This is a genomic window from Rhizobium ruizarguesonis, from assembly GCF_017357285.1.
Classification (GTDB): Bacteria; Pseudomonadota; Alphaproteobacteria; order Rhizobiales; family Rhizobiaceae; genus Rhizobium; species Rhizobium ruizarguesonis.
Map to the genome: position 1 here is coordinate 318,013 of NZ_CP071679.1, position 12,254 is coordinate 330,266.

At 57.3% G+C, this 12,254-nt stretch carries 11 protein-coding genes; 5 read left to right on the plus strand and 6 right to left on the minus strand.

The features are described from left to right. The first annotated feature begins 53 nt into the window (after positions 1-53). The 4 genes from J3P73_RS26020 to J3P73_RS26035 all read left to right on the plus strand — a co-directional run bounded on the left by J3P73_RS26020 (position 54) and on the right by J3P73_RS26035 (position 5,389). Positions 54-1,244, plus strand: coding sequence for a M20 aminoacylase family protein (locus tag J3P73_RS26020; protein ID WP_130673711.1), 1,191 nt, complete (start codon positions 54-56; stop codon positions 1,242-1,244). Between the two features lie 116 nt (positions 1,245-1,360). Then, positions 1,361-1,840 carry an MEKHLA domain-containing protein gene (locus tag J3P73_RS26025; protein ID WP_130665677.1) on the plus strand — a complete coding sequence of 160 codons (480 nt, stop codon included), beginning with the start codon at positions 1,361-1,363 and terminating at the stop codon, positions 1,838-1,840. A 149-nt stretch (positions 1,841-1,989) separates the two neighbouring features. After that, complete coding sequence (locus tag J3P73_RS26030) at positions 1,990-4,104, plus strand: carboxy terminal-processing peptidase (RefSeq protein WP_130818212.1); 2,115 nt, start codon at positions 1,990-1,992, stop codon at positions 4,102-4,104. A gap of 448 nt (positions 4,105-4,552) precedes the next feature. Continuing rightward, positions 4,553-5,389 (plus strand): DUF6030 family protein, encoded by an 837-nt coding sequence (locus tag J3P73_RS26035; RefSeq protein WP_168275482.1) that lies wholly within the window; start codon positions 4,553-4,555, stop codon positions 5,387-5,389. Between the two features lie 57 nt (positions 5,390-5,446). Here J3P73_RS26035 and J3P73_RS26040 read toward each other — a convergent pair whose 3' ends face one another. Next, positions 5,447-5,950, minus strand: a complete 504-nt coding sequence (locus J3P73_RS26040) for a hypothetical protein (RefSeq protein WP_130665675.1) — start codon at positions 5,948-5,950, stop codon at positions 5,447-5,449. Between the two features lie 259 nt (positions 5,951-6,209). Between J3P73_RS26040 and J3P73_RS26045 the strand changes: the two genes are divergently transcribed. After that, a complete protein-coding gene (locus tag J3P73_RS26045; RefSeq protein WP_130665674.1) occupies positions 6,210-6,731 on the plus strand; it encodes a tetratricopeptide repeat protein in 522 nt (173 codons plus the stop codon). A 210-nt stretch (positions 6,732-6,941) separates the two neighbouring features. On the opposite strand, the gene J3P73_RS26050 is transcribed toward J3P73_RS26045, so the two are convergent. The 5 genes from J3P73_RS26050 to J3P73_RS26070 form a co-directional block, all read right to left on the minus strand. Next, a complete protein-coding gene (locus tag J3P73_RS26050; RefSeq protein ID WP_130665673.1) occupies positions 6,942-7,502 on the minus strand; it encodes a hypothetical protein in 561 nt (186 codons plus the stop codon). Between the two features lie 79 nt (positions 7,503-7,581). After that, positions 7,582-8,886: an ATP-binding protein gene (locus tag J3P73_RS26055; protein ID WP_207580033.1), complete on the minus strand. Its 1,305-nt coding sequence runs from the start codon at positions 8,884-8,886 to the stop codon at positions 7,582-7,584. Between the two features lie 15 nt (positions 8,887-8,901). Next, positions 8,902-9,846 (minus strand): type II secretion system F family protein, encoded by a 945-nt coding sequence (locus tag J3P73_RS26060; protein ID WP_130665671.1) that lies wholly within the window; start codon positions 9,844-9,846, stop codon positions 8,902-8,904. 7 nt (positions 9,847-9,853) lie between these two features. Beyond that, positions 9,854-10,807, minus strand: coding sequence for a type II secretion system F family protein (locus tag J3P73_RS26065; protein WP_130665670.1), 954 nt, complete (start codon positions 10,805-10,807; stop codon positions 9,854-9,856). After that, on the minus strand, positions 10,804-12,249 hold the full coding sequence (locus J3P73_RS26070) for a TadA family conjugal transfer-associated ATPase (protein WP_130665669.1): 1,446 nt from the start codon (positions 12,247-12,249) through the stop codon (positions 10,804-10,806). The genes J3P73_RS26065 and J3P73_RS26070 overlap by 4 nt, the downstream gene beginning before the upstream one ends. Between the last annotated feature and the right edge of the window lie 5 nt (positions 12,250-12,254).

The following is a 12,254-nucleotide window of genomic DNA, read 5'->3' on the forward strand; positions in this document are numbered from 1 at the left end:
CTTCGACCGTCGGGCCGGAGCCATGCCCTTTTCGATCAAAACTGGATGTTTTCATGCCCACGCTCGACAATGCCTATGCCCGCCTTTCCGATTTCGAAGCCATGGAGGCGGAGCTGAAGGCGACCCGCCAGCACCTGCATGCCCATCCGGAACTTTCCTTCGAAGAAGCGGAAACGGCGCGTTTTGTCGCGGAAAAGCTGGAAGGCTGGGGTTATGACGTGACCCGCAATGTCGGCGGTCACGGCGTTGTCGCTCGCCTCAGCGCCGGCAAGGGCAGCAAGGGCATCGCCATCCGCGCCGATATGGATGCGCTGCCGATCGCTGAAGAAACCGGACTTGCCTATGCCAGCGGCACCCCCGGCAAGATGCATGCCTGCGGCCATGACGGCCACACGACCGTGCTGCTCGGCGCGGCCGACTATCTCGCCCGTACCCGCCGCTTCAACGGCACGGTGACGCTGATCTTCCAGCCCGCGGAAGAGGCGGGCAAGAATAGCGGCGCTCAGGCGATGATTGCCGACGGCCTGTTCGACCGGTTTCCGTTCGACGCAATCTTTGGCCTCCACAACCACCCCGGTGCTCCGGAAGGCACCATTCTGCTGCGATCCGGTCCGATGATGGCGGCGTCGGATACCGTCGAGATTACCATCAAGGGCAAAGGCGGCCATGCCTCGCGGCCACACCTGACCGTCGATCCCGTGGTCGTGGCGTGCAACCTCGTCGTCTCGCTGCAGACGATCATCTCGCGCAACCTCGACCCGACCCAGACCGCGGTCATTACCGTCGGCACGATCCATGCCGGCGATGCAGTCAACGTCATTCCTGAGTATGCCAAGCTCGCATTGAGCGTGCGCTCCTTCGAGCCCGGCATTCGCGACCTCCTGCAGGAACGCATCACCAAGCTCGCCCGCTCGGTGGCAGAAGGGCACAATGCTTCGATCGAGATCGACTACGATCGCGGCAATCCTGTCGTCGTCAATTCGCCTGATGAGACAGATTTTGCCCGGATCGTTGCGGCGGAACTGATCGGCGAAGACAAGGTCGCGACCTGCCCGCTCATTCCCGGCAGCGAGGATTTCTCGCACTTTCTCGAGCACAAGCCGGGCAGCTTCCTGCGTCTCGGCAACGGCATGAATTCCGCCATCCTGCATAGCCCCAAATATGATTTCGCCGATGCCAGCCTGACGGTTGGCGCAGCCATGTGGGCAAGGCTCGCGGAACGCTACCTCCAGGATGACGCCTGAAGTCCCGGTCGCCAGCTTGACCGCGTCGCATTTGGAGCTTGCACTTTCTGTAGCGCAAAAGGATTTTGTAGCGAGAACATCACTTCAACATCTCGCCGCAATCCAGGATGCGCAGCATGATTGCCAACTACAACGACGCCGGACTCGACTTGTCTTACGATCTCGAATTTTACGCATTGATGGAGGACAGCTTCGAACGAAGCGTGGGACGCCGCCTGACGCCGGAAGGCCGGGGTGCTGAATGGCTTTACGACCAGTCGCCGGCCGTTGTCCTTGCTCACAACACCGCCGCCGATCCGCGCTTTATCTACGCAAACCGCGCCGCCCAGGCCTGTTTTGAATATTCATGGGAAGAGTTCATCACTTTGCCATCGCGCCTTTCGGCGGGGGCACCTGATCGCGCGGAACGTGACAGGCTGTTGAATACCGTGGCGGCCAACGGCTTTATCGCCGACTACCGCGGACTTCGCATTGCCAAGTCAGGGCGGCGTTTCTATATCGAGAACGCCATCGTCTGGGATCTCGTCGACCGCAGCGGATGCCGTCGCGGTCAAGCTGCGACATTCGATTCCTGGCAAGACGTGCAGGCGGATTGAGCGCCGACTGCGGAGACGCCGACCACGCGCCGGATATGTTTTCGCGACTTTGCAAACTATGTCGTTTGCCATTTGGTTGCCAAAAAACCATGATTGCGTCACATAGATCGCACATCGACACTCGGCATTAAGAATTGGATCAACGCTGAATGCGCATAGCCTACGTTTTCTTTGGTGCATTTCTTGCAATTGCACAGTCCGCATATGCTGAAGTCGCATCACCGCCTGTTTTGGCGCCGCTAAAGCGACAAGCGCAAGCCGCTGAGTTGAGCGCGCAATTTCTTTCGCGGTATAGCTACAAGCCCGTTCCACTTGACGACGCCTTGTCGGCCAGGATCATGGATCAGTTCATCAAGTCGCTTGATCCGGACCGCATGCTCTTCCTGCAGACTGATATCGACAAGTTCATGTCCGATCGCAGCGAGATCGACGATGCGATAGAACGGAAGGACTTGAAGATCCCGTTTGCGATTTTCAACGCCTATGAACAGCGCGTTGTCGACCGCATGAACTATGCGCGCAGCCTGCTGAAGCAGGACTTCGATTTCAGTGCGCAGGAAAATTATTCGGTGCTGCGCGATAAAGCGCCGTGGCCGCAGTCGAAAGCCGAGAGCAATGAGCTTTGGCGCAAGCGCGTCAAGAGCGACTGGTTGCGGTTGAAACTGGGCGGCAAAAACGACGCGGCGATTCGCGAAACACTCGACAAACGTTATGAAAACACCCTCGAGCGCGCTTACAAATTTAAAAGCGACGACGTTTTCCAGTCGTTCATGGACGCCTATTCAACGTCGATCGATCCGCACACGGACTATTTCGGCGCCGCCGCTTCAGCCGACTTCAATGTCTCGATGAAGCTTTCGCTGTTTGGTATCGGTGCTGTGCTGCAGGAACGCGACGACTACACGACGATCCGTGAGCTCGTGCCTGGCGGGCCGGCGCAGCTGTCCGGCAAGCTCGCGGTCGGAGACCGCATTACCGGCGTTGGTCAAGGCAAGGATGGGGCGATCAAAGAAGTGGTGGGCACGCGCCTTGATGAAGTCGTGCAGATGATACGCGGAAAAAAAGACTCCGTCGTGCGGCTGGACATCCTGCCGGCAGATGCCGGAGCAGATGGCACGCATCGCGTCATTAGCCTGGTGCGCGATAAAATCAGTCTCGACAAGCAGGCTGCCAGGAAGACTGTGCTGTCCGTGAAGGCGGGCGACGCCACGCGTAAAATCGGGATCATCACGCTGCCGGTATTCTATGAGGATTTTGAAGCCAAGCGCAAAGGAGACCAGGATTACAAAAGCGCAAGCCGCGATGTCGCCAAGCTTCTCGACGAACTGAAGGAAGAAAAGGTCGACAGCGTTCTCATTGATCTGCGCAACAATGGCGGCGGCTCATTGGACGAGGCGATTGATTTGACCGGTCTCTTCATCGGCAATGGACCGGTCGTTCAGCAACGTGGCAGCGACGGCAAGATCGAGGTCAAAAGTGCTGAGCTTGCAGCGCCTGTCTGGACAGGCCCGATGGGTGTCCTGATCAATCGCGGCTCGGCCTCGGCTTCGGAGATCTTTGCCGCGGCAATCCAGGACTATGGTCGAGGCGTGATCGTCGGCGAACCTAGTTTCGGGAAAGGCACCGTTCAAACCGTCGTCGATCTTGACCAGATTGTTCGCAACAGCAAACCGGAGTTCGGGGAGCTAAAGGTGACAATTGCCCAGTTTTTCCGGGTCGACGGTGGTACGACGCAGTTGCACGGCGTGACGCCTGATATCAGCTTGCCCGGACTTTCCGATCCGACAAGCTTCGGCGAGACCAGTTATGACAATGCCCTGCCGTGGGCGCAGATCAAGCCCGCGAACTACACGCCCGCCGACACGATCACGACGTTGCTGCCGACATTGCAAAGCCGCCATGATGCGCGGATTGAGAGCAATCCGGACTTCCAACGCCTGCTAAAAGACATTGCCGACCTGAAGGCGCAGCGCGAGAAAGGGATTGTTTCCCTCAATGAGGCCGAACGTCGCAAAGAAGCGGCTGCTCGCGAGAAACGGTTCAAGGATCGAGCGGAAGCAGGGGATGGCGAGGATCTTGGAGATGATGGCCTGGAGGCAGGCGAGCGCAGCCTGAGCGCTGATATTGCCATCGAGAATGCCCGCAAGAATGCAAAAGACGTCTTGCTCGACGAGACCGTCGCCATTCTTGCCGACGAGGCGGATTTGCAGGAAGGCGTGCTAAAGGCAGCCACAAAAGAATCAGGAAATACGAACGGAAAATAGTCATTCCCGACAGGTGTAGATTCAGGTCCTGCGACAATATAACGGGACGCGAATGTGCAATGACAATATCTTCACGCACGCTTGTCCAGCGGATGTGATTGTCTTTAGAGCCGCCAGTCCGCTTTTCCACCTCAATTGTAGGGAGCGAACGCTGTCCACTGGGGTTGTTGCTTGACGCTCCACACACGCGACTTCACAGTTACAGCGTTGAAGGTGAGTCGGACAGACTGTACCGTTTTTCGCATCCGTTGCTCATCTCAGAGGGAGGCGTCAGCAGGGTTGCTTGGTCCGCGCCCCGACCGACACCGGTTGATCGCACATAGGATCGAGATTGATTGAGTTCGAACTCGCAGCCGCTCCTATTTGCTTGTGAGGTCGCGCCGTGGATAAAGTGCCATCAGCAGTCGATCCTCCTCGCGAAAGTTCGCGTTGGCAGCGGATTTTCGCAATGCCGAGGAACCGCTGGTCCCTCTTTTGGCCAGGGCTTTTGATATCAATTTTGCTTCTTGCAGGCATCGTTGTTTTTTACCATGAAATCCACGACCGCGAAGATCTCGGGCGCGTTGAAAATCGCGCTCTCGATAAGGCTGCACAATCATCTCGCATAGCCGTCCGCCCGGATCCGGCGGTTCCTTCTCCTCTCCCGTCGACGTCGATATCGCTGCTGCTGATCGAAGTCCCGAAGCTGGAGCTGGCAAGTCAGTTTATGCGGGTGTGGCGCGTCTCGGGGCGGAATATGTGCGGCGCTCTTCGAGAGGCCGGCATTGAGATGAGCGAGTGGAAAGCCGCGTCGATGCGCAATCGCAGCTATGAATGTTATTTTCAGCGCATCTACGAACGGGACGAGGTGCGTCCCATCAGTTCAACCTTCCTTAAGGTTCGTGGAGATGAAATGGGCAATATTCTTGAGATCCGCGCCAAGATCATTGGGCCGACGACAGACGCCCAGGGGCGTCTCGCCCCGGCCATCCTGCGCATTTTCGAGATCATTGTGAAGCAGGCGTGCTGGCATGATTTCGAGGATACTCTTGCGTCGATCCAAAACCTTCGAAATGTCGAATACGAACGGTTCGGCTCTTATCTCAGCTTCACGCGCGAAGCCGGGGGCGACAATAACTTCAATTTTGTTCTTGGTCTTAAGGCGACGTCAGGTTCGCAGGAGAGGACCAAGACGTATTTTTCGACTGAGCGCTGGCTAGCCGCAACAAATTCCCGCAATGTTCCCGCGAACCTCATCCTCGCGGACCGCTTGGGCACGTCGAAATCAGCCAATTGCGCTCAATGACGTCGCAAGTGCCAGTCACATCCAGGATCAGGCGGGGGCGGTTCGCCCTCTTTGTTATTACGCCGATTTTATACGATTGATGATTGTTAAATGGCAGCAAATGCAGGCCGAAAATACGGACATGAAAAGGAAGGTCCCAAGCGGTGAGTGGGATAGCGGCAGGAACGACCAGTCGCCTTGCTGAAACTGAGGCATCGCCAAGTTGGAAAGGCCGGCTTGCGCAACTGCTGCCTGCCCCATAGTTAGACCGGTCGCAATCAGCGCGATATGCGCATGGATGAATCCAGACCGGTGGTGTCTTTGCGGCTGCAGGGCCACTCGAATCCCGAAAATCGATGCGAGCATCAACAGGACCGTAGCGCTCCATATTCCAACGCCGGGTACCGCCAAAAGCAGATAGATGGGCTCGCGCATGACCGGAAGTATCGTCATATGCAGCCACCAGGCGGACGCACTTGATGGGTGGCTTTCCAACAGTGGTATGCTGAGAACGAAGATCGATGCTATCGCGTAGGCCAGTGATGGCGCAAGTCGCATCAGCGTGGAAATAGCGATCCGCATACAGCGTTCCATCCTTTGATCTGACGAGCAGGGTAGGCGACGTTGATTAATTTTCTACTCTGAGAATCACTGGGGACACGATACCAACTTTGGATAGTTGGCGTTTATCACCTTGGCGCGTTCCGCGCGAGGACGGTATCTGTCGCTTTTTTGCGACTATTTGCTCAAATTCTTGAGTTGTTAGCTTTTTTTTACGATGATTTCCGGTGAACGCATCCGAATGTTGGGTAAGAATGTCTGATGGGGGATCAAGTTGCCAATGTTGCAAATCAGAGCTGGGACTAAATGCATTGCGTTTTTGATAGCGACTGGCGTGATCTTAGCTGGTTGCCAGTCGTCCAGCTTTGATGGTCTGGCTGCTTATGGCGACAGCGCAAAGACCCTCGAGGATGACTCAGCCGTCGCCTTCTATAAGAACGACGAGTTGATAACGACCGGCAAACTGCAGTTTCAGGAAAAGAACTACGGAAAATCTTACGCCATTTACAAGCGAGCGGTTGACGTTTTTCCGGAAGATCCGGCCGCCTGGCTAGGCTTGGCAGCCTCCGCCGACATGGTTGCCCGCTTCGATACATCAGACCGCGCCTATCAGCAACTCTCGCGCATGATCGGCAACACCCCGGTCTACTACAACAATATTGGATATTCTCACCTGTTGCGCGGTGACTTGCGCACTGCCAGACGGTATTTCCTGAAAGCCTATGAGCTTGATCCCGGAAACGAAGTCACTGCCCGTAATCTCGAATTGATGAAGAACAGCGTGAATTACGCTCAGCGGTGATAGGGCTTTCAGCGATCTGCATCGAGACGAGAGTGCCCTTGCCGCGTTGCGAGCATCGGCGCGGCGCCTCTGGCTGCGTCCAGCGACTGCTTTAAACATGTCGCGCAAAATTGTGCAGCGGTTTCGCGACAGGACATACGGAACACAAAGACCTAAAGCACGTCACATGAAGCACGTGTGATGCGACGTTCTTTGGGTGAAGTCGTTGTTTTACCGTGCCTTCCGAAGGATGAGCTGGCCTTCCGGCGAGAGTGTTCGTTCGTAACGCGGCAGGTCGTTGACTGCAATGCCCCCGGCCGCCATCGACGCAAGACTGCTATCCGGAGTTAGAGTTTCCGCTGGGGCGGCACGGGGTGCGAAAAATTGTGCTGGCTCCTTGCCGGGTGCGCGAAGGACCAAAGCTGAACCCATGCGAAGACCGCTTGTGTCGTTTCGCCGTTCGTTCATCATAGTCTTTTGCAGCCCATCCATCCCCTGGCGGATAAGTGCGACTTCGTCAGCCTTGGCATTATCCGCGATGTTGCGCGACTGCTTTTCCATTTGTCCCCTCAGGCCATCGATGGACCTTTTAAGCGCGGCGATGGTCTCGCGGCTCTCGCGAACATCCGCCGAGTTTTTGGCGGTATAGATGAGAACGCCAGCATTCACAGGCAAGAGCATCAGCAGCAAACCGACGAGTAGGGGGCTTTTTGAGCCCCGCTGCTCTATCTCTCGCAAATTGTTTGGTTTTGGGCGGTCTGCTTCAACCTCAATACCCGGAATGCTGGTCATTCGTTTACTCCCCCGTAAGTCATCAAATCTGCGTTGGACACATTGTCCACGAACACGCCGTGCCAGTGACAAGCCCGCATCATTCCGACGTAAATACACCTTCCCACGCCCGTTCGAGCATACCGAGCGACGCGATTCCGGCTATGCCGTTGAACTCGCAGTAAGAACTGACGAAATCCAGAAGATATTTGGGATGATAGCAAGACGCTTGCACATCACCTTTATACTTGCGATCGTAGAACAGATTCAGGTCTGGATCACAGACAACCAATCCGGTGCCGCTGGCATACGATTTGAAGATTCTGATATATTCGTCGCGCGACGGAGTGTTCACAAAGATCTTGTATTTGAGGCGCCGCAAGCCCGCCTCATCAGAAAGATCCTTCGGTGCGATATTCGTCGAAAATACCACCAGCTCGTCAAAGGGAACCTTGAACTTCTTGCCGGTGTGCAGCGTCAGGAAATCATATCCGCGCTCGAGCGGCACAATCCAGCGATTGATAAGCGCCTGCGGCGCCACTTGTTGACGCCCGAAGTCGTCGATGATGAAAACGCCGCCTGATGCCTTCAAGTGGATGGGCGCTTCATAGACATTTGGCCCTGCGTTGAAGGTGAGATCGAGCTGATCGAGGGTCAATTCCCCGCCCGTCTTGATCACCGGACGGCGGCATTCGATCCATCGTTGATCCGCTTTCGGATGGGATTGTGTGTCGGCCTCCGATACAGGATGATGCACGGCTTCGTCATAGAAACTAATGACATGGCCGCCGACCTCGATGGCATAGGGCACCCAGATTGTTTGACGAAACAGTTGCGACGTCCGCTCGGCAATGCTCGTCTTTCCGTTTCCGGGTGGTCCGTAAAGCAGGATAGAGCGACCGGAGTTGATGGCCGGGCCGAGCTTTTCGACCAAGGCGTCTGAGAGCACCAGCCCGTCAAGGCTCTCGGTCAGCCGCTCTGGCGTTACACGCTCGTCATGGATGGACTGCAAACCGACTTGCCGGCAGAACGCGTCCAGCGACACCGGCGCCGGCCCGACATATTGGCTTTGACGGGACGCCGCGTGGGCATATTCGAACCCCTTCATGGAAAGCGCATATCGAATATCGGATCTGACATCCTCGCCAGCCAGGCCGCGCGCCTCGAGGTATGCGAGTTTCACGAGTTCCTTGATCAGGATATTGACGACCACTTTCGGCAATTTCATCCGGTCGGCCAGATGAGATGCCGTGGTCGTATCCTGCTCGGCTGCACATTTTGACGCCAGCCGAAGGAGGAACGACGGATCCAGTCCGGCTTGCTCCAGGCTTGTCGGTGCCATCGGCATGCGCGGATCGACAGAGATGATGGCATCGTTACGATCCTGTTCGAGCGAATACTGCATACGACCTCGCTTGGCTCAACCGCCGGGGTTCATGCTGAGAAGAAGACTGATGACACGGATAACAACGGGAACGAGAACGATGATGAGGCTTACCGGAAAAAGGAACGCGCCGAGCGGCAGCAGCATCTTGACCGGCAGGGCGTTTGCCTTTTCCTCCGCGCGAATAATGCGGAGGTCGCGCATTTCCTTGCAGTAGACCCGCAACGTCTGCGTTACGCTGGTCCCGAGCTCCTCCGATTGGCGGAACAGAACGGATAGCGCCCGGGCTTCATCAATCCTCAGGCGGACGGCAAGGTTGGCGAGCGCTTCGCGCAATCGCCGGCCACCTCGTACTTCCAGCATCATGATCGAGAGGTGCAGGCCGAAGTCCTGCCGCTTGTCGACGAATTCCCGGGCAACACGGTTCGCCGCCGCCTCAATGCTCATGCCTGCGTCGAGGCAGACGATCAGCATATCCATGAAATCGGGAAAGAGGCGGCGGTATTCCCTCTCCTTGGCGGCGCCGCGCCGGTCGATATAGATGTTGACCAGAATAAAGGTCATGCCCGCAGCAAACATCGCAACGATCAGCGTAGCGAACCGTGACATGTCCGGTATGGCCCAGTTCAGAGCCCAGACCGCCGCGACCAGGACGCTGATACAGACCACCGCGCGAACCACCTGGAAGGTGGTCACGGCGCCGGCGGCGAAATAGCCTGCCCTGATCAGCCGGTTCTGGGTGGAGTTCGCATTGGTGTCACGTCGCGTAATCTCGAAATAGCGACGGATCAGGCGGTTTTCCGCCTCGCCTAGATCGGCGATCGTCGTATCGCCAAGGTGGAACTCCTCGCCTGTTGCCGCCGAGCTCTTCGACACCCGAACCGAGACCTCGCGCTGTCGAAAAAACAATTCCGACGCTGCTGCAGAAAATATCAGCACTGCAAAGAAGACGATGAGGTAAATTCCATACTCACTCGACATGACCGCCTCAGTACTCGAAGTTTACCATCTTGTAGAGAATGATATTCCCGATCGCCATGACGGCGAGCAGCACGCTCACCACAATGGCTCCGTGGCCGCTCTCCCAGACGGGATCGAAGTAGGTCGGCGACAATATCTTGATCATCACGTAGAGCAGAAACGGATACATTGACATGAAGATCGCCGTGATGCGTCCTTCCGAGGAAATCGCCCTGACCTTTGCCCTCAGCAGCGTCCGGTCTCGCAGCGTCTTCGAAAGGTTCTGCAAGATCTCCACCAGATTGCCGCCGGTTCCCGCCTGTACGCTCAGCGATATCGCAAGCAGGTTCAGATCCTCGACGCCGACCCGGTCCGCCAAGTTGACGAGAGCATCGTCAAGCGTCACGCCGTAGGTGAGTTCATCGGTGAGGATGCCGAACTCGGTGCCGATTGGATCAGGCATCTCTCGTGCCACCAGGGAAATCGCCGCCGGCAACGGATGGCCGGCGGCCAAACTGCGATTGGCGACATCGAGCGCTTCAGGAAGCTTCTGTTCGAATTTCCTCATGCGGCGCACCCGGGCGCGCCAGACGACGAGTGCGGGGATGAGAAGGCAGATCAGCAGAAAGGCGGGCACTCTGAACAGAGTGCTCGGCAGGAGGACCTGAACGACCAGCCACGTCAAAAGAGCGCCCGCGATCGCGAAGAGAGCAAATCGCTTGGCATCGAACTTGATTCCCGACTGGGCGTAGAACTGCAGCAGCCGCTGCATCAGGGGGGTCTGCCGCCAACTGCCGCCGGCCCCGCGCTCCTTGAGCATATCACTATAGGTCTTGCGATGATCATCGCTGACCTCGAGCAAGCTCAGCCGATGGTTTACAGCGCGGTGGCGTTCGGATGTCTTGAAATAGCCGCGCATGATCGCTTCGACAGCAACAAGGGCGGCGGTAAAAACGGCCGCGTAAAGGAGAAGCAGGATCATTGGACAGGTCCCGTCTGCAGCGGTTTGCCGGGATCAAAAATCGTCACAGGGATCTCGATCCCGAGTTCGGCAAATTCCTCGACGAACCGCGGCCGAATGCCGGTGGCGCGGAATTCTCCATGGATTCGCCCGCCTTCATCGGTGCCGAGTTTCTTGAATTTCATAATCTCCTGCATCTGCACGACTTCGCCCTCCATGCCGGTGATCTCGGAGATCGAGACAACCTTGCGGCTGCCGTCGCTCAGGCGCTGGACCTGCACGATCATGGTGATGGCGGACGATATCTGCGAGCGAATGCTCAACTGCGACATCGGCATCCCTGCCATGCCCACCATCTGCTCAAGTCGGCCGACCGCGTCGCGGGGCGTGTTGGCGTGAATGGTCGTCATCGACCCCTCGTGGCCGGTATTCATTGCCTGCAGCATGTCGAACGCCTCGTCGCCGCGGACTTCGCCGACGATGATGCGGTCGGGGCGCATGCGCAGGGCGTTTTTCAAAAGTTCGCGTTGACGGATCTCGTTGCGTCCGTCGAGTGTCGGCGGTCGGGTTTCCAAGCGCCCGACATGCGGCTGTTGCAGTTGAAGCTCGGCCGCATCCTCGATGGTGATCAGGCGCTCCCTTGGAGAAATCTGCGACGAGAGGGCGTTGAGCAAGGTGGTCTTGCCAGAACCGGTGCCGCCTGAAATGACCATCGATACCTTGCCCTTGACCGCGGCGCTGAGAAGGATGCGCATTGCATCGGCCATGGCGCCGTATTGCACCAGGCGCTCCATTGTCAGCGGCTTGCGCGTGAATTTGCGGATGGAAACGAGCGGTCCATCGACCGAGATCGGTCGGATGGCGACGTTGACACGCGAGCCATCCTTGAGGCGGGCGTCAACCATCGGCGTTGACTCGTCGACGCGGCGGCCAACCGCCGAGACGATCTTGTTGATCACCCGCAGGAGATGGTCCTCGTCTTTGAACCGCACGGCGGTGCTCTCGAGCTTGCCGCTCCGCTCGACATAGACGCTGTTGTAGCCGTTGATGAGAATATCTGCGATTGTGTCGTCGGCCAGCAGCGGCTCGATCGGTCCCAGCCCGAGCATCTCGTCGGTGATGTCGCGGATCAGATCATTGATTTCCTTGGCGTTCAGCGGAAAGTTGTTCGTCCGGATATAGTCCTTGACCAACGGCCGGATCTCGGTGGCGATCTCCTCGTTGTCGAGCGTGTCGAGGATCCCGAGGTTGATGCGATCGAGCAGGTAGCGGTGCAGATTGACCCGCTCGGAAACCATGTCCGGCCCGAGCGAAGCCTCTTCTCCACTCGCCGCGGCGTTATCAGAGGCCGGTTGGGCGGGCATGTTCTGAACTGCGCCGACCAAAGACGGTTTGGCCGCCTCCAGTTCCCGGCTTTCCGGCTCCCCCTGCTTGTAAAAACGCCCCATGATACCGCTCGCCATGTGCC

Coding starts and splice junctions, on each gene's coding strand:
- J3P73_RS26030 (WP_130818212.1), top strand. CDS start 1,990: ATGCGCATAGCCTACGTTTTCTTTGGTGCATTTCTTGCAATTGCACAG.
- J3P73_RS26060 (WP_130665671.1), bottom strand. CDS start 9,846: ATGTCGAGTGAGTATGGAATTTACCTCATCGTCTTCTTTGCAGTGCTG.
- J3P73_RS26065 (WP_130665670.1), bottom strand. CDS start 10,807: ATGATCCTGCTTCTCCTTTACGCGGCCGTTTTTACCGCCGCCCTTGTT.
- J3P73_RS26040 (WP_130665675.1), bottom strand. CDS start 5,950: ATGCGGATCGCTATTTCCACGCTGATGCGACTTGCGCCATCACTGGCC.
- J3P73_RS26020 (WP_130673711.1), top strand. CDS start 54: ATGCCCACGCTCGACAATGCCTATGCCCGCCTTTCCGATTTCGAAGCC.
- J3P73_RS26045 (WP_130665674.1), top strand. CDS start 6,210: ATGTTGCAAATCAGAGCTGGGACTAAATGCATTGCGTTTTTGATAGCG.
- J3P73_RS26050 (WP_130665673.1), bottom strand. CDS start 7,502: ATGACCAGCATTCCGGGTATTGAGGTTGAAGCAGACCGCCCAAAACCA.
- J3P73_RS26055 (WP_207580033.1), bottom strand. CDS start 8,886: ATGCAGTATTCGCTCGAACAGGATCGTAACGATGCCATCATCTCTGTC.
- J3P73_RS26070 (WP_130665669.1), bottom strand. CDS start 12,249: ATGGCGAGCGGTATCATGGGGCGTTTTTACAAGCAGGGGGAGCCGGAA.
- J3P73_RS26035 (WP_168275482.1), top strand. CDS start 4,553: ATGCCGAGGAACCGCTGGTCCCTCTTTTGGCCAGGGCTTTTGATATCA.
- J3P73_RS26025 (WP_130665677.1), top strand. CDS start 1,361: ATGATTGCCAACTACAACGACGCCGGACTCGACTTGTCTTACGATCTC.